This window comes from Rhodopirellula halodulae (assembly GCF_020966775.1).
GTDB classification, from domain to species: domain Bacteria; phylum Planctomycetota; class Planctomycetia; order Pirellulales; family Pirellulaceae; genus Rhodopirellula; species Rhodopirellula halodulae.
On the sequence record NZ_JAJKFV010000029.1, the window covers coordinates 648,081 to 666,112 of the forward strand.

An 18,032-nucleotide genomic window follows, 5' to 3' on the forward strand; every position below is an offset into this window, starting at 1 on the left:
TTAGTGAATCGTATTCGGGGATATCCCTGCGAATTCCTATCTTCGTGCGCCGCGCGACTGAGCCGGGGCCCGTGGTGTTCGTGACCGCGGCACTGCATGGTGACGAACTGAACGGAACCGGAGCGGTTCGGCAGTTGATTCAGGACGACCAACTGGAGTTGCGGTCCGGGGCTCTGATTTTGGTCCCGGTTCTGAATCTGTTGGCGTTTGAGCGTCACTCGCGTTATCTGCCCGACCGGCGGGACCTGAATCGGTGTTTCCCCGGATCGGTTTCTGGGTCGTTGGCCAGTCGCATGGCGCGGACGATCTTCGACGAAATTGTTGGGCGTGCGGATTACGGGATCGATCTCCACACCGCGTCCGTGCGGCGAACCAACTATCCCAATGTTCGCGGGGATTTGAGTGACCCCAAGGTCGAGATGCTGGCCGAATCGTTTGGTACCGATGTGATCATGAATGGTCGCGGGCCCGCGGGGGCCCTACGCCGCGAGGCCTGTTTGGCGGGATGTCCAACAATCATCATGGAGGGTGGCGAGGTCTGGAAGGCGGAGCCGCGAATTGTGGAAATCGCGGTGCGAGGCATCCGCAATGTTCTTGCCAAGCTGGAGATGGTCGATGGTGATGTGGAGTTACCCGAGGCCCGCTTCCACATTGAAACAGCAAAGTGGGTGCGTGCGGAGAAAGGTGGTTTTCTTCAGTTCCACGTTGGGCCAGGTGATTTTGTTGAGAAAGATCAGCCGCTGGCGACCAACACCACGCTGCTAGGGTTTGAGCGAAGCGTGTTGATTTCACCGTTTGATGGCATCGTCATTGGGATGACCACGCTCCCAGCGGTTTCTCCGGGAGAGCCCGTGTTCCACCTGGGTCGGTTGCCGAAGGGGGTGAAGCCCAAGGCGGTCGATCGAATGCGAGTGTCCGACGATGGTTTGGAATCTCGCGTGGTCGAAGACTTGGCCAGCAATCTGCTTGTCGTCGAGCCATCGTCGGACGAGCCAGCAGAGTAACGCATCGCTTGATACACAAGCGAAGGCGACCAAGGAGAGGTCGCGAAATGGCATGTTACGCCTTCGACGTCGCCGAATCAGAAGCCTGGGGCCCGAAGGTCTGGGCCATTTCTCAGCCAGCTATTTCTTCGCCGAAGTGTTGCCCAGCACGGGTGGGACCAGAAATGTCCCATCTTGTGCGGCCGGTGCGTTCCGGGTCGCGACATCGGACGTGAGGCTCTCGCCGGGGACGTCGTCGCGAAAGCGGTTGTCGACGTCCAGCGCGCTGGTCATCGGCTCGACACCAGAAGTGTCCAGTTCGGAGAGTTGTTCAACGAAACCAAGGATGTCGGCGATTTGCGGTCCAAAATCAGCTTGCTCTTGTTCGGTCAGCTGCAAACGCGCCAACCGAGCAAGCTTTTGGATATCGACTGATCCGCCGTTTCCAGAGTTGGACATCAGGACTTTTTGCTGCCGCTGACGTCAAACGGTTTTGTCTTCACCGTTTTGCGGACGACGCCGCTGCGGATGCACTGGGTGCAAACACGCATGGTCTTGTTGCTGCCGTTGGGCAACGTCACGTGAACTTTCTGAAGGTTCGGGACAAATTTGCGGCGGGTGCAACCGGTGATTTTCGTACCAACACCACCCAGGTATTTGGCTTTACCACGGGTTTCGATTCGGTTGCCCATTTGGACTTTCTTGCCGCACGCTTCGCATTGCCGTGCCATCTGATTCTCCGCCACCGCTCGCGGTGATTGTCATGTGTGTGTTGTAAGACGGTCAAATCCCCGCCAATTTCGCTGGTTTCCGGGGGAAGCCCCGCAGCATAGCGAGAGAAGCGTTTTTTTGAAAGCAGGATTCTCAAATCGGTTCGGGGGTTGATACCCGACCGCCGAATTGGCCTAGGGCATTGGCTTTTTGCGATTGCCGATGAGGTCGTCGCCGGAAAAGTCCACGCAACCGGAGCGGGCCATCCGACCCGCAGATGAGGAGCAACAGGCGCCTTGCGCACCCCGCATCTTGTTTCTGAGCGGTTTTGAAGACGGATCGGGGAGCGGAACCGGAAACACACCGATGAATTCCCCCGACGACATGATGGATTGCTTTCAACTCACTCGAAAGTCCTTCCCATCGCGAAGCTGATCGTTACAAGACGATTGGTCGTGGGTTGGTTTCGATGTGCCATCGGCGGCAGGCAGCGTGTGCGTTGAGAAGCGATGGACTGTGTTTGTTTCATCGCTACGGGAACGAGAGACCGGCCCCTCCAGATCGACTGGGGTACAGCATCACGTTCCAGCAGCATCCATTTTGAATCTTGGTGACACGAAACGACCCAATTGGATTGGGATAGAAACGGAGAAAGCAATGAAGCTTAGTAAACTAGCTCTGATCGCAGCGGTTGCATGCGGAATCAACGCAACGAACCTGACCGGCGCATCAGCAAACGATATTGGATTGGTTTCTTGCACCTCATCGCTTTGCGATTGTGGTGAGCCCGTGTGTGGTTGCGAGCCTGTTGGCGGTTGCGACACCGGATGTGAAACAGAAGTGACCTGTGGTTGCGAAAGCGTTGGATGCTTGGGCGACTGCGGATGCAGCACCGGTTGCGACAGCGGATGCGATTCAGCATGCGGATGTGGCGTCGGAAGCTGCTTGCCCGGATTGGGCGACTGCTGCTTGGATGACCCATACTCGCTGTTCGGCGAAGTTTGTGGCATCGAAGTTGGCGGTTGGGCATCGATCGGCTACCACAGCAAAGCTCTGCCTTTGTTCAACAGCCGCCCAGACGAAGTTCAGTTGCACCAAGCTTGGTTGTACGCTGAAAAAGCCATCGACACGTCGTGCGGTTTCGACATCGGTGGACGCATCGATTACGTCTACGGTACCGACGGACCTGACACTCAGGCATTCGGCATCGACAACGGACACTGGGACACCGACTGGGACAACGGTGGCGACTACGGTCACGCCATTCCTCAGTTGTACACCGAAATGGGCTACGGCGACCTGTCGGTCAAAGTGGGTCACTTCTTCACCATCATCGGTTGGGAAGTTGTTGCCGCTCCGGACAACTTCTTCTACAGCCACGCTTACACGATGTACAACAGCGAGCCATTCACCCACACCGGTGCTTTGGCAACTTACAACGTGTCGGATGACTTGACCGTCTACGGCGGATACACCCTGGGCTGGGACAGCGGTTTCGAAGACAACGGCGACAGCTTCCTCGGTGGTGTTTCCGCAAGCTTGACCGACGACCTGACTCTGACTTACGCCACCACCATCGGCCGCTTCAACGAAGACAACGCTGGTGGAGTGGAGCAGGGTTACATGCACTCGATCGTTGCTGACTACGCTGTCAGCGACAACTTGCAGTACATCTTCCAGTCGGACTTGTTGGACAGCGAAGACGAAACCGGTGCAACTGTTCGTGAAACCTTCGGCATCAACCAGTACTTGATCTACAACATCAATGACTGCTTGGCATTGGGCGGCCGATTCGAGTGGTACGACAGCGAAGGCGTCTTCACCGCCAACGACACCGACGTTTACGCTTTGACGACCGGTATCAACTACCGTCCTCACTCGAACGTCTTGATTCGTCCCGAAATTCGTTGGGATTGGGTTGACGGTGACACCACCGGCGTCCTGGAAAACGACGACGACGATCAAACCACGTTCGGTATCGATACGATCTTCTTGTTCTAAGCCGCCCCGAACGAAGATTTCGTGAGACCCAAGAGGCCGGTTCATCGCAGCAATGCGGTGAGCCGGCTTTTTTTCGTTTTGGGCTCAAGATCCGATGCGGTTTCGCCGAGGGCAATTTCCGCCACGGAAGGTCCTCGTAACCCGCACAGATTAACGCGGGTCCGGATTTTCCGGTCATTCCGGCTGCGGTTTCTCTATCGTTGGTCTCAATTGCAACGCGCCGCGACGTCGATACATCCCTTCAACGAATCGCCTGGATTTGGCGGTCGACGCGGAAGACGGGTTTGCTGCCATGGACGGCGGCAGTCGCCGCGTGCGAGGTGATTCGATTGTGAATTGATCAGGGACGAGCAAGATGAAATCGAAACGAGCTGCTTTGTGGTTGGCCCTCGGTGGCTTGGTTGGATTGGGAAGCCTCAATGGCGTTTCTGCTGCCGACCGGTACGTGGCCGACGCAAGCTACCAGAGTGGAATGCCAACTTCCCAAGCCGAAGTCGTCCCCGTGGGGCACTTTGACGCCGGGTGTGACCAATCCTGCGACACATTCCCCGAAATGGAATGTGGTTGTGGCGAAATCAGCTGTGATGGCGGCTGCGGCGATATGGGCTGCGGTGACATCGGCTATTGCGACGACGGCGGATGTGGGTTGTTTGAGTGCGAACTTGGCGACCCGTTCACCCTGTTTGGCGAAGCCTGTGGCTACACCATCGGCGGATGGGTGCAAATGGGCTATCACAGCAATGCCAACGCTTTGTTCAACAATCGTCCCGACGAATACAACCTGCATCAAGCTTGGTTCTACGCCGAGAAAGCCCTCGACACCAGCAACGGTTTCGACTTCGGCGGACGCATCGACTACGTGTACGGCATCGACGCCCAGGACACCCAAGCCTTTGGAATTGACAACGGCCACTGGGACACGGGTTGGGACCACGGTGAGTACGGCAGTGCGTTGCCGCAGGTCTACGGAGAAGTCGGCTACGGCGATTTCTCGGTGAAGTTTGGTCACTTCTTCACCATCATTGGTTACGAAGTCGTTGCCGCTCCGGACAACTTCTTCTACAGCCACGCTTACACGATGTACAACAGCGAGCCATTCACCCACACCGGTGCTTTGGCAACCTACAACGCCAGCGATGACCTGACTGTTTACGGTGGATACACGCTGGGTTGGGACAGCGGTTTCGAAGACAACGGCGACTCGTTCCTCGGTGGTGTTTCGTTGGCCATGAGCGAAGACGTCACGGTGACCTACGCAACGGTCGCGGGACGTTTCGCGGATGAGCCAGCCGGCACGACTTCGCAAGGTTACATGCACTCGATCGTCACCGACGTGACGTTGACCGATCAATTGCAATACGTCTTGCAGTCGGACTACATCGACGCAGAGGACGGCAACGGTGGCAACTTCAAAGAAACCTACGGCCTGAACAACTACCTGATCTACACGGTCAGCGATTGCTTGGCACTGGGAAGCCGCTTCGAGTGGTACGACGCCGACGCGGGTGTCTTCAACGGCAACGTCGACGTCTACGCATTGACCTTGGGTGCCAACGTGAAGCCTCACGCCAACCTTTTGATCCGTCCCGAAATTCGCTGGGACTGGGCCGACGGTGCGGACGTGACCGGCATCTTGGAAAACGACGACGACGAACAAACCACGTTCGGTATCGACACGATCTTCTTGTTCTAAGCAGATCTTCGAAGGCCCGAACGGGTCGCCCTGAAAACAAAAAGATCTTGCTGGTTCAAACGAGCCAGCAAGATCTTTGTCGTTTCGATCGATTCGTTTCTCAGCTTAGAAAACGTCAGACTTTGACTTCGACGCTGAGGTCGCTCGCACCGGAGTAGCGTTGACGGATGGGCTCGATCACCGCTTCCATGAACTCGTCGACTTGTTGCGGCGCGCGTCCAACATAGGCGGCTGGGTCCAAGGCCGCGTCCAGGTCGATGCCGGCGAAATTCTCGTCGCCTTTCAAACGTTCCAGCAAATCATTGTCGCGAGCGTTTTGCTTGACTTCCAACGCCGCGGCTTGGCTGTGAACTCGGATCTGCTCATGCAAGTCTTGGCGATCGCCGCCGGCGGCCACAGCTTGCATCAGAATATTTTCGGTCGCCATGAATGGCAGTTCTGCGTTCAGGTTTTTCGCGATGGTTGCGGGGTAGACCACCATGCCGTCGGCAACGTTTTGCATCAGGACTAGCGCCGCATCGATCGCCAGGAACGCTTGCGGAATGACCAGGCGGCGGTTGGCACTGTCGTCGAGTGTGCGTTCCATCCACTGCGTGGCGGCGGTCATCGCGGGGCTGCTTTGCAAGCTCATCACAAACCGACCAAGAGCGCAGATTCGCTCACTTCGCATCGGGTTGCGTTTGTAGGCCATTGCCGAGCTGCCGATTTGTTTCTTTTCAAACGGTTCTTCGACTTCTTTGCGACCGGCGAGCAGCCGAATGTCCGTCGCGATTTTATGCAGACTCTGCCCGATGCCCGACAAAGCATCCAGCAATTGAGCGTCGACTTTGCGCGGATACGTTTGCCCCGTCACCGCGTAGACCGAATCGAAAGAGAGCTTCTCAGCGACACGTTTCTCCAATTCGCGGACCTTGGCTTGGTCGCCGGAGAACAGTTCAAGGAAGCTGGCTTGCGTTCCAGTGGTTCCCTTGGCCGAACGAGCACGAAGCATCTCCAGGCGATGTTCGATTGCTTCGAGATCGAGGACCAGGTCATAAATCCACAAACAAGCTCGCTTGCCAACCGTCGTTGGTTGGGCGGGTTGGAAGTGAGTGAAGGCGAGGCAGGGCAGGTCACGGTGTTCGGCCGCGAATTTGGCCATTTGGTCGATCGTCGCCGCCAGTCGTTTAGCTGTCAGTTCCAATGCTTCGCGAATGAGCAACAGATCGGCATTGTCGGTCACGAAGCAACTGGTGGCGCCCAGGTGAATGATCCCGCGAGCATCCGGGCACTGGTCCCCGTAGGCGTGCACGTGTGCCATCACGTCATGCCGCAATTCGCGTTCGTATTTCGCCGCAGCATCGAGGTTTAGCGTGTTTTCAAATTCTTTTAGCTGAGCGATTTGAGCGTCGGTGATTGAGATGCCAAGTTCCTGCTCGGCTTCCGCCAAGGCAATCCAGACCTTTCGCCAAGATGCAAAACGCCGCTGCGGCCCCCAATGAAACGCCATTTCTCTTGACGCGTAACGCTCAATCAGGGGGTTTTGGTACGGGGTTTCCTGCGATTCGGTCATATTGGTCTCTTTCGGGGGCACAAATCAGGCGATGGAAGGTGACATCGGCATTTCGGCCCGAAATGGAAGGGTTTACGATATCGGCCGGTTGAGCCGATTATGTCGAGACGAGGGCTCAAGTGAAATCCGACGGTTTCAGACGGATCTTGAATGAATTTTCAACGGGTGCAAGTGGCGGACAAGCGAGTGATCAATCCCACACCAACATATTTACGCAACATCGTCGATCGACCGAGGACCCGCGATGGAGTGGTGCTCCAATTGATGGCAGCGGCATTCACGCTGTGTCTGTTTGGATCACAACTGAACGCTCAAGAAGCAGAAACAGACGCCGCCGTGGAAGCCTCCGAGACCGAGCGTCCTGTTTTGATGACCGCGTTGAAGTTGCTGCCCGATACCGCGGCCGGCATTGTTCGCATTCCGAATCTCACGGTCCTGTGTGACTCCTGGCAAAAGACAACTCTGTCCGGCATCACGGACGATCCCGCGATGAAACCGTTGATCGAAGCCAACTTCGGCAGCCAAGGTGCCGTGTGGGAAAAGCTGGGTGACAAGGTTGGATTGCGTCCCAAAGAAATCTATGAAATCGCCACCGGCGAAGTGATCGCCGTTTGGTTGCCGTTTGAAAATGACAATCGACGCCCATCGTCGGTCTGCGTTGTCGCGGACATTCGTGGGAAACACGCGGAAGCCGAAAAGGTGCTCGCACGTGTCGATCAAGATTTGAAGGCCGATGGAGCCACCCGCGAAGATGTCACCCGAGGCGGAGAGACGGTCCGTATTTATCGACCCAAGACGCGACCGGGCCAATTGAAGATTGAACAAGTCGTCGTGTCGTTGACCGACGATCGTTTGATCGCCTCGGATCGCGATTCGGTCATTTTTGAAGTGCTTGATGCGATCGAAAACGACGGACGCGACGATTCGCTCGACAAGGCTCCGTTGTTGCGAACGGTTTGGAAACAAGCTCTGTCTCGCAGTGACATTGAGCAAGAAGGCTCGCAGGTGGAATGGTTCGTCAAGCCGTTGACCATGGGCCGCATCATTCGCGATGTCGCCAAGGTCGATCGAGGCAACAAGGTTCGGATTTTGAATCTGCTCGAAAACCAAGGTTTCGACGCGTTGCAAGCCGCCGGTGGGATCGTGGTTGTCGGTCAAGGCAAATTCGACTTGCTGCACCGTGGCTACGTTCATGCTCCACCAGTGACCGACAAACCCAGTCGCTACCGTTTGGCTGCACGGATGTTGCAGTTCCCCAACACCAAGTTGGATGAAATCCCTGCCTGGGTCCCAGCCAACACCGCCAGCGTTTCGCGAATCAATTGGAAGATTGAAGAAGCATTCTGGGCCGCGGAAACACTCGTCGATGAAGCCTTTGACAATGAAATCTTTCGTCCCAGTATCGAAGGAATTCGTGACGACGAAGAAGGCCCCCAGATCGACATTGAAAACAATGTGCTGCCGAATTTGTCAGAACACTTGTTGCTGCTAACCGACAACACGCTACCGGCGACGGTCAATTCCGAACGGGTGTTGGTGGCAATCGAAGTTCGTGATGCGAAAGCGATCGGAACCGCGGTTCGCAAAGCGATGGAAGTCGAACCTGACGTGTTTCAAGTCGACACCGTTCCGGGCGTCGAGATTTGGCAAGTCAAACATGGCAGCGGTGAAGACGAACTGGATGACGAGTTCTTCGATGACCTTGGTTTTGAAGAAGAAATTGACGAACAACAAGCTCCGATCCTGAACACTTGGGCCATCGCGATGGTGCCGGCCGGAAAAGGATCAACCAAGCCTCATCTGGTCTTCAGCAGCCATGTGGACCTGTTGGTGGACGTGGCCAAACGCATGCAAAGCGGCCAAGGCGAAAAGTTGGCTGACTTGGACGAGGTCAAAGACCTGTTGCAGATGACTCGCGACATGGGTGCCGATGAAGTCGCGTTCCAACGAGTGGTACGACTGCGTCAATCGCTTCGTGCGAAGTACGAACTGCAACGTCAGGGCGAATTGAAAAACAGCGATTCTGTTTTGGCGTCTTTGGTTCGTCGCATGTTTGAAGACGATGAAGCCGAATCAGACGAGCCGATCGAACGTCTAAACGTTGGCAAGTGGCCCGCGTTTTCGGAAGTCGAAAAATACTTTCGCAATGCATTCGGCTTTGTCGAGACCACCGACTCGGGCTGGAACCTGAACGGTTTCCTGTTGAAGTGAGCGACTCGCCAAAACGCTGATTCAGCTTAACGCTGGATCAGCGATTTCGTTCTCGGCGAATCCTTTGGCTCGCAACAAGCACGCATCGCATTGGCCGCAGGGCCGTGCGTCTTCACCGGCGCCTTGCGGGTCGTAACACGACAGGGTTTGTGAGTAGTCCACGCCGAGTTCGATGCCGCGTTGGATGATCTCGGCTTTTGTCCAATGCAACAGCGGTGTGTGGATGGACAGCGATTGCTCGTCTTCCACCCCGGCTTTTGTTGCCAACCGTGCCATCGTTTGAAAAGCATCGATGAACTCGGGACGGCAATCGGGATAGCCGCTGTAGTCCAACGCATTGACGCCGATGAAGATGTCACGGGACCCCAGCACTTCCGCGACGGCCAACGCGTACGACAAGAAAATCGTGTTGCGAGCCGGGACATAGGTCACCGGAATATCGCCCGCGATTTTGTCAACGTGATCGGATTTCGGAACGGCAATGGATGAGTCCACGAGCGCCGATCCACCAAGCTGCGCGAGATCAATGTCGATGATCCGATGCGACGCCACTTGCATCAATTGAGCCTGCTTGGCCGCGCGGTCCAGCTCGCCATTGTGACGTTGCCCATATCGAAAGCTGATCGCATGGACCTCGAAACCTTGGTCTCGCGCGATTGCCACGCAGGTGGCACTGTCCAAGCCACCTGAAAGCAAGATCACGGCTCGCGGTGCGTTGGTTGAATCGACACCGTTGATCATGATTGACCTTTCCAAAGTTTTCGTCCGATAGATGGGTGGTAATTGGTCCAGTTACCGTCCGCCGCCACGTCCGATTCGATGATCGAAGTGTAAGACGCGAGTTTCGCGTCGAGGTTATCAATGTGGTTCAATGCAATCGCCTCGAGCGTCACTGGGATCTTGGGACTGCCGTATTCTTGCAATCCATGATGGCTGACGACCAAGTGTTCCAGTTGATGACGTAGTTCGGTTGGGAATGTGTTTCCACTGGCGGATTCCGTTTCGGCAATTTTCTCGTTCAACCGCTGCACGCCGATGACGATGTGACCCACCAATTGGCCTCGATCGGTGTAGCTGATCTCGCCGCTGGACTTCAGTTCGTCGATCTTGCCTAAGTCGTGCAGGAACGCGCCCACCATCAACAGATCGGTGTCCAAGTTCCCGTAGCGTGGGGAAATCAGTCGAACCAATTCCATCATGTTGACCGTGTGCTCCAGCAATCCACCTGGATAGGCGTGATGGTTGGTAACCGCCGCCGCGGCTAGCTGGAACGATTGCAGGAATGCCTCATCTTTCAAATATGTTTGCACCAACGCATCCAGATGCGGATGAGAGATCGTCGCCAACAATTCGCGTAGACGGGTCAGGTTCGATTCGGCTTGATCCGCGTCAAAGCGATCGAAATCGCTGGAGTCCACCTCGGCCGGATCCATTCGCTGGATTTCGGTGACGATCATCTGCAACGCACCGTTGTGAATCTGCGTCCGTCCGCTGCAGTGGATAAAGTCGCCACGGTCAAACGTGTCGAATGTGGTCTCGTCGGCATTCCACATCATGCCGACGATCGTGCCGGATCGATCCGATAATTTCAGCAGAATGTATTTGCCGCCCTGGCGATTGACCCGCAACTGTTTGTCGGCAGCTTGGAACGACTGGGCGAGTGTTTGCCCATCAGAGAGGTCTTGAATCGCGGATCGTGACACGAGCTTGGCCGGTTGAGAGTTGCGGAGCAGGGCAGGGCGGCGAAGTTGACAAGGGCCGCGCCTTCAAAAACGTCCGTCAGGGATGAACGTTTGGCAATCGTATCAGGACACGCTCGGGATTCCATGCCCGATCCATCAAGGCATCCCGTGACTGATTCTCTTCAGCGGCGTAGCACCGTGGAGGGGCAGGGCTCAGATGCGATTGGGCCCCGATCAATTGCGACCCGAGGTGGCACCGTTTAATCTGCGGTGTTGGACTCTTTCACGCCAGTTTCGGCACCGGCCGATTCGCCGGAGGGTCATCTATGCCACCATAAGCTCCCGCCGAAAATGACCGAACCGTCGTCCGTACCGAATGCCGCGCCCGAAACGTCGGGTGACTTGCCGGACACGCTGGGCAGCATTGGCCCCTACCGGTTGATGGAGTTGCTGGGCAAAGGCGGGATGGGCGAGGTGTATCGCGCCGAAGACACGCGACTGCAACGCACGGTCGCGTTGAAGGTCATGAACGAGCGATTTTCGAAATCGCCCAATAGCCGCAAACGTATCCTGGAAGAGGCGCGTTCGATGGCGGCGGTCTACCACGACAACGTCGCGACTTTATTTGAGGTTGGGCAGCGTGACGGAACGCCGTTTCTCGCCATGGAATTGTTGCAGGGAAGCACGCTGGAAGAAGCCTTGCAGCAAGGACGACGCTTCACCTCGGAGGAAGTGGTGGCGATCGCCGATCAAGTCGCACAAGGTTTGGAGGCGGCCCATGAGCGCGGCATCATTCATCGCGACATCAAGCCAGCGAACTTGTGGCTGCAATCGCCAACGGAGCGTGTCAAGATTTTGGACTTCGGTTTGGCGCTGGCTGGGTCGGCCGTTCAAGGATTGGCCAAAGGCGAGAGCGTTGTGGGGACGCCGGGATATCTTTCACCCGAACAAGCTCGCAACGATCATGTGGATGAACGCACGGATCTCTACTCGTTGGGCGTGGTGATGTATGAGTTGTGTGCGGGGAAGGTTCCGTTACTCGCTAACAACACGCCGACGCAATTGGTCAACATTCTCTGCAAGCCACCGTTGCCATTGTCGGAACAAACTCGCGACGGCGAACCGGTTCAGGTGCCCCTCGCATTAGAACAATTGATCATGCGATTGTTGGCGAAAGATCCAGGTGGTCGATATGAATCCGCCACGGCATTGCGACAACGGTTGTCAGAAATTCGGTCGGAGATGGACGCTGAGAAGCAATCTGCGTTGGCCATCCAAATCGACCCCGTGAATTCAGGCGTTGGGGCGGCTGTTCCAAGCGGCGAGGCTGAACAATCCGCGAAGCCAAAACCGTCCCGTTCGCGAATGGCTTGGATCGTTGTGTTGGCTGCTTGTGTGCTGGGCATCGTGGTTGGCTTGGGTTGGTGGGCTTTGGGTACGTCGCAGCAAGCCACTCAGTCACTTGCGTCGGTTCCTGCTATCGAAGCCAAACCCGAAGCTCCTGCGGTTTTAGCGTCGGAGTTGACACAGTTGAAGTTGACCGGGAATGTGATCGCGAATCCGGAAGTGGCGGTTGGTGAGATGGCCCGTTTTCGGCTGCAGCTTTCCAATCAAGCCGAATCGTCGGAAACTGATCCTCGCGTTCAATTTTCTGATGCCAAGCAAATTGCGCGCATCACCACCTACCTTCAGCAGGAAGGGATGCCAAAACGAAAGGCCCCGGCGTTTCCTCGATCGTTCTCACCGCGGCAGCTTCCTGGTCCCGGCGAGACTCAATCGATTGAGGTGCAGTTCTTAGCCAGCAACTTGGCACAGGAACGTTTCGATATTTTGTTCGAACTGCAGTCTCCGGCCGGTGCGGTGGTGGATTCGAAACGCACGCAGATGGACGTTGTCGAGAACCTTCGCACGGGTGATTTGCTCGGGTTCCAAACCGTGCGAACGTTGGCGGGGCAAGGTGCGGATACGTTTGTGCAGCGAGGATCCGGAGAGAACTTTGGAAAGAAGCCGTATGTGGAAGTTCATCGGTCTGGCAAAGAGCAAGGCTATGCGTTGAAGATCGCCGTGCTTCGTTTCGACTTGACGCAATTGGATCCGCCATCCGGGGCCGGCGGAGAATCAGCGAAATCGGTGTTGGCACGAATCGACCGTTCGGCTTTGTTGCTGAGCGTCGCTCCTGATTCCCTCGCATCACTTTTCAACGTTCAGGTGCACGGGTGGCCGGATGACGTTTTGGGGGCGGATGGCATGGGGCCACGGAAGTGGCAGGAGGCCTCCGAATCGGACTCGCAACTCAAATACGAGCGGGCACCTTGGAAAGACGGGTTCGAGCAGTTGGTGCCGCTGGGCGAGTTTGAATTTGACAACGCCGCACAAGTGCTGAAGGACAAACCCGACGCCGTTCGATTCGTTTCCAAAGCCATGGACGAGTTTCTTCGCACGTCGTCAGGAGTGGTCACGTTGGTGCTGTGGACGAAGTCGTGGACCAACCACCCCAGTCGGTTTCATTCCCAAGAACGATCGCCCGAATTGGCACCGGCGATGGCGGTGCGTTGGAAGACGGAGCCACCGGCACCCTGAGTCGGCAAACGAGCTGGCTCAATGGGTATTGCCGGAGCGATCCAATTTGACATGAGTTCTTCGCCCGAGGGCATTTGTGGCCCGCGTGCATTTGTGGATCAGACGCTCGTCGCTGAGTTACAATGCGGGCATGAACCCACCGGCTGTGTCTTCCTCTGAACCCGATTCTGCTGCGAACACGACTTCTTCGGAAGCCGGTTCCACATCCACGATGACCTCGTCGTCTGTGGTGCGTTTGAGTCGTTCCAAGCAAACCTGGACGGGGGCGGGAAGTGCGGCGGGATTCGTGCTCCGCTACCTGCCGCCGATGAAACGGTTGTTGGTCGACGTTCTTGGAAACGAAAAGGACGCGGAACGGGCACTCGCGATTTTGATTTCCCATTTGGTCAAAGCGGGCTATTCCGGACACGACCAAGGCCGACTTCGCGATTTTTTGATTCTTGGTCTGCGTTCCGCCGCGAAGGCAAGGGCCACCGAGGTGGAGACTCAGGCGAAGCAAGAGTCGTCATCGAATGCCGAAATTCAGCTGAATCTCGAGATCGCCAAGACTGAGTCCAAGCACTGGTTGAGGTATTGGCGAGACGGTTTGATGGACCGAACTTGGCGGGCGTTGGAACGGGTTCAGCACGCGGATCGGATTCGGCTTGTTCGTGCTGGTCATGAACCGGTCAGTGATACCTCCGAATCGGTCAACGAACCCAATCAAGATCTCGTCCATGATGTTTTGCGAATCGTGACCGATCATTCGGGGGAATCGTCCGAGGTGATCGCTGGTCGCGTCGCGGAGCTTGCGGAACGCCAAGTCACCGCCGAGGAAGTGAAACGGCAATTGCCGCTGGCCCGAGCTTTGTTTGCTCAGTTGTTAGCCGACGAAATCATGCTGACGCTGGAGAACGCGGATGCGGCCGCGATTCAAGAAGAGATCCAGCGACTGGGGCTGAAAAAAGCATTCGCCGGTTTGCGGGTGAAGTCTTAGCGACTGAGCGTCTCAACCATCCACGCCGTGAACCTTCGGCCACTCAACGGGGTTTCGCGTTTTCTTGAGTCGAATTCTTCACTTTCGACAAAAAAAGAGATTTGATACCGTCGGCGAAGCGTTGCAGCGAGGAAGCTGCCGCCCGCACCTTGATTGATTGAGCCCGAAGGAACGACCGTCAATGCAGTCTTTGACGCGCTACCGAGATTTGGTGTTGCCGATTGGCATCATCGCTTGTTTGGTGGTGATTCTCGTGCCTTTGCCGCCGTTCTTGATGGACCTGTTGTTGGCCACCAACATCACCGTCGGGGTGATCGTTTTGCTGACCACGGTCTACGTGGCCACTCCGCTGGAATTCAGCATCTTTCCGTCGTTGTTGTTGGCGACCACGTTGGCTCGATTGGTGCTAAACGTCGCCACGACGCGGCTGATTTTGACCAGCACCGAGTCTGGCAATGGTGCTGCCGCGGGCGGTGTGATTCAAGGTTTCGGCGAGTTTGTCGCGGGAGACCGGATTGAGATCGGAATCATCATCTTTGTGATCATCGTGTTGATTCAGTTCATCGTGATCACCAAAGGTGCCACACGAATCAGTGAAGTTGCCGCGAGATTCGCGTTGGACGGGATGCCCGGCCGACAAATGGCGATCGATGCGGACATGAACGCCGGTCTGATCGACGAAAAAGAGGCTCAGCGTCGCCGCGAAGAAATCGCCAACCAAGCGGACTTTTATGGGGCCATGGATGGTGCCAGCAAGTTTGTTCGCGGGGATGCGATCGCGGGGATCGTGATCACGTTGGTCAACGTGGCCGGCGGGCTCTATATCGGCGTGATGCGGTACGAAATGACCGTTTCAGAAGCCGCCCAATTGTTCACCAAACTGACCATCGGTGACGGTTTGGTCAGTCAGGTTCCCGCCCTGTTGATCTCGCTGGCCGCCGGTTTGTTGGTCACGCGAAGTGCTCGCAAAGCCAGCCTGCCTGAACAGTTTTTGCAGCAGTTGTTCAGCAACCCCAAAGCATTGGCCGTGGCTGGTGGATTTCTTTCGCTGTTGATTCTGACCAGCTTGCCAGCACTTCCCATGGCAACCTTGGGAGCCAGTTGCATCGGTTTGGCGGTCGTCATGAACCGTCAAAACAAACAGAGCGAACAAGACGAGCTGGCCGCGGAAGAAGCCGAACAAGCCGCCGCATCGGCACCGCCAGAAAAACGAGTGGAAGACTTTCTGAACGTTGACCCCATGGAGTTGGCGATCGGTCTGGGGTTGCTTTCGTTGGCCGACCCAAATCGCGGTGGCGACTTGATGCAGCGAATCACCGGTGTGCGGCACTCCATCGCCGGTGACATTGGGATTGTGCTGCCAAAGGTCCGCATTCGCGACGACATGAACCTGCATGACTACGAGTATGAGATCCGTATTGCCGGGAACCCACTGTCGAAACAACGCGTGCTTCCCGATCGTTTGCTAGCAATCGACAGCGGCCACACCACGGGTGTGATCGAAGGTGAACCAACGAAGGATCCGACTTTCGGCGAACCAGCGGTTTGGATCGATCCCATTCGTCGTGAGCAAGCGGCCATCTACGGATACACCACCGTGGAACCGGCCGCGGTTTTGGCGACTCACTTGCAAGAACTGGCACGGCGGCACGCGGATGAACTGCTGACTCGCGACGCCACCAAACACTTGGTGGATGAATTGAAAGAAGCCGCTCCGGCGGTGGTTGATGAATTGATCCCGAATGTGTTGAAGGTCAGCGACGTTCAACAAGTCTTGCAAACACTGCTTCGAGAAGACGTGCCCATTCGGCAATTGGCGATCATCCTGGAGACACTTGGCGATCACGCTGGACGGACCAAGGATCCCATTTGGCTCAGTGAGTACGTCCGTCATCGTTTGGCTCGCACCATCAGCACTCGTTATCGAGACGAGCTGGGGCAGTTGCACGTGATCGCGTTGGAGCCAGCCATGGAAGACCGCATCGCGGCCGGTATCGAACATACAGAGCGTGGACTTTTTGTCCGGATGAGCCCACAAGCCGTGGACTCGACTTGCGACAAAATCTCCAAAGCCGTTAAGAAACTAATCACGCTGGGACATACTCCGGTGATTTTGGTCAGTCCTCGCATTCGTCCGGGACTACGTCAGATCATCGCTGGAACGATGCCCCGCGTTCGTGTTCTTTCGTACAACGAGATCACGCAAGACACGAAAATCCAGTCACACGGCGTGGTGAGTGATTGATGCATATCCGAACCTTCCGAGCAGCGAATCTGCAAGCGGCGCTTGCCGACATCCGAGAACAAATGGGCCCGGACGCCTCCGTGCTTCATACGCGACAGGTGCGTAACGGCTGGATGGGATGGTTGGGACGCACGCATGTGGAAGTCACCGCCGGTCTGCACGGCACGTCCGCCGCTGGTTCGTCCTCGACGGATGCCGCTGCGTCGCCGGCCAATCACGACATGGAGTCGCACGGTCCGGCCGATGTACGATCCATCGCAACAGGAACCGCCGCCGCAGCGTACGGTGCGAATTCAGGAACACCCAGTGGTTCGGCCTATCAAACTGTGAACTTGGGCGGGCAACATTCGCCATCACCGATGCATCACGATGGGGCAGGGCAGGGCGGTCGAATGGGATCGGCCTATGGCAATGCCGAGATGACTCCCGCGGAAGCACTGCAACTGCGATTGCTTCAGTCGGGGGTGGAAGAGAACACCGCACGACGTTGGATCGCGTCCGCATCCAGCTTTGCCGCCGGGATCGCACAAACTGATTCCGGGCCTCAAAACGATTTGCGTTGGCTGGAACACCTGCAGCGTGCGGTGGCTCGTGAATTGAATTTATGTGGACCCATTCGCACGCAACCCGGCGACCGCCATGTGGTCGCGCTCGTTGGGCCGACTGGCGTGGGGAAAACAACCACGGTCGCGAAACTTGCGGCTGGTTTCCGTATCGAAGCCCGACGTCGAGTGGGGCTGCTGACGATCGATACCTATCGCATTGCCGCGGTGCAACAACTGAAGGCATATGCCGAAATCATGGATCTGCCCATGCAGGTCGTTGAAAAACCCGAACAGATGGAGTCGGCGCTCACCGCTTTGGGCGACGTCGATTTGGTGTTGATCGATACTGCAGGACGAAGTCCCCGCAGCGACGCTCGCATCGAACAACTCACTGAGTTTCTGAGGGCGGCTCATCCGGACGAAACGCACTTGGTTTTGAGTGCGACCAGTTCGGGCGAGAATATCCGCACAACGCTCGAAGGCTTTGCGCCGGTGCGAGCCAACGCGGTCACGTTGACCAAGCTTGATGAGACGCCATGCACCGCGCCCGTGTTGGCGGCGCTGACGAGCAGTTCTTTGTCGGCTGGACAACGCATCGTGGCGCCGCCGCTGAGCTATCTGACCAATGGACAACAGGTCCCCGATGACATCGCCGTCGCCGATGCGGCTGGCTTGGTGGCACAGTTGTTGCCGCACGTGCCGACCACCGGGATGGAAGCGATGGGTTACGAGACAATGGAAGGGTACGAATCATTGCACTACGGCGAGGCGGCTTAATTTCAAAGAAATTGACTGAAGTATCAACGGGAAGCTGACCGATACTCAGAACTGCGACGGCACGCGATCGACGAAA

Annotated in this window: 13 protein-coding genes; 8 read left to right on the forward strand and 5 right to left on the reverse strand. The window is 56.5% G+C overall.

Translation table 11 applies throughout. The features are described from left to right. Positions 1 to 44: 44 nt before the first annotated feature. Entirely contained in the window at positions 45 to 1,004 is a 960-nt protein-coding gene (locus tag LOC70_RS15310) for a succinylglutamate desuccinylase/aspartoacylase family protein (protein ID WP_230254881.1), read from the forward strand. Positions 1,005 to 1,124: 120 nt separating this feature from the next. Here LOC70_RS15310 and gatC read toward each other — a convergent pair whose 3' ends face one another. Next, positions 1,125 to 1,442 carry an Asp-tRNA(Asn)/Glu-tRNA(Gln) amidotransferase subunit GatC gene (gene gatC, locus LOC70_RS15315; RefSeq protein WP_230254882.1) on the reverse strand — a complete coding sequence of 106 codons (318 nt, stop codon included), beginning with the start codon at positions 1,440 to 1,442 and terminating at the stop codon, positions 1,125 to 1,127. Beyond that, entirely contained in the window at positions 1,442 to 1,714 is a 273-nt protein-coding gene (gene rpmB / locus LOC70_RS15320) for a 50S ribosomal protein L28 (RefSeq protein WP_230254883.1), read from the reverse strand. Before rpmB ends, gatC begins: the two co-directional genes overlap by 1 nt. Positions 1,715 to 2,483: 769 nt before the next feature. On the opposite strand from rpmB, the gene LOC70_RS15325 reads away from it, so the two are divergent. Together LOC70_RS15325 and LOC70_RS15330 are read left to right on the forward strand one after the other, a co-directional pair. Then, positions 2,484 to 3,695, forward strand: coding sequence for a porin (locus LOC70_RS15325; protein ID WP_230256163.1), 1,212 nt, complete (start codon positions 2,484 to 2,486; stop codon positions 3,693 to 3,695). 355 nt (positions 3,696 to 4,050) lie between these two features. Beyond that, the gene (locus LOC70_RS15330) at positions 4,051 to 5,388 is read left to right on the forward strand and encodes a porin (RefSeq protein ID WP_230254884.1); all 1,338 of its coding nucleotides are present in this window, start codon (positions 4,051 to 4,053) and stop codon (positions 5,386 to 5,388) included. A 115-nt stretch (positions 5,389 to 5,503) separates the two neighbouring features. Here LOC70_RS15330 and purB read toward each other — a convergent pair whose 3' ends face one another. Continuing rightward, positions 5,504 to 6,940: an adenylosuccinate lyase gene (gene purB, locus LOC70_RS15335; RefSeq protein ID WP_230254885.1), complete on the reverse strand. Its 1,437-nt coding sequence runs from the start codon at positions 6,938 to 6,940 to the stop codon at positions 5,504 to 5,506. Between the two features lie 150 nt (positions 6,941 to 7,090). Between purB and LOC70_RS15340 the strand changes: the two genes are divergently transcribed. Continuing rightward, positions 7,091 to 9,151 (forward strand): membrane or secreted protein, encoded by a 2,061-nt coding sequence (locus tag LOC70_RS15340; RefSeq protein WP_230254886.1) that lies wholly within the window; start codon positions 7,091 to 7,093, stop codon positions 9,149 to 9,151. Positions 9,152 to 9,172: 21 nt separating this feature from the next. Here the strand turns inward: LOC70_RS15340 and queC are convergent, their stop codons facing one another. Together queC and LOC70_RS15350 are read right to left on the reverse strand one after the other, a co-directional pair. Then, positions 9,173 to 9,892: a 7-cyano-7-deazaguanine synthase QueC gene (gene queC, locus LOC70_RS15345; protein ID WP_230254887.1), complete on the reverse strand. Its 720-nt coding sequence runs from the start codon at positions 9,890 to 9,892 to the stop codon at positions 9,173 to 9,175. Continuing rightward, a complete protein-coding gene (locus tag LOC70_RS15350) occupies positions 9,889 to 10,854 on the reverse strand; it encodes a 3'-5' exoribonuclease YhaM family protein (RefSeq protein WP_230254888.1) in 966 nt (321 codons plus the stop codon). Before LOC70_RS15350 ends, queC begins: the two co-directional genes overlap by 4 nt. A gap of 330 nt (positions 10,855 to 11,184) precedes the next feature. Here LOC70_RS15350 and LOC70_RS15355 point away from each other — a divergent pair, with 330 nt between their 5' ends. The 4 genes from LOC70_RS15355 to flhF all read left to right on the forward strand — a co-directional run bounded on the left by LOC70_RS15355 (position 11,185) and on the right by flhF (position 17,956). Further along, positions 11,185 to 13,413 (forward strand): serine/threonine-protein kinase, encoded by a 2,229-nt coding sequence (locus LOC70_RS15355; protein WP_230254889.1) that lies wholly within the window; start codon positions 11,185 to 11,187, stop codon positions 13,411 to 13,413. Between the two features lie 130 nt (positions 13,414 to 13,543). After that, positions 13,544 to 14,389, forward strand: coding sequence for a hypothetical protein (locus tag LOC70_RS15360; RefSeq protein ID WP_255716157.1), 846 nt, complete (start codon positions 13,544 to 13,546; stop codon positions 14,387 to 14,389). Between the two features lie 181 nt (positions 14,390 to 14,570). Then, positions 14,571 to 16,634: a flagellar biosynthesis protein FlhA gene (gene flhA / locus LOC70_RS15365; RefSeq protein ID WP_230254891.1), complete on the forward strand. Its 2,064-nt coding sequence runs from the start codon at positions 14,571 to 14,573 to the stop codon at positions 16,632 to 16,634. After that, complete coding sequence (flhF, locus tag LOC70_RS15370; RefSeq protein WP_230254892.1) at positions 16,634 to 17,956, forward strand: flagellar biosynthesis protein FlhF; 1,323 nt, start codon at positions 16,634 to 16,636, stop codon at positions 17,954 to 17,956. The genes flhA and flhF overlap by 1 nt, the downstream gene beginning before the upstream one ends. The last annotated feature ends 76 nt before the right edge of the window (positions 17,957 to 18,032 follow it).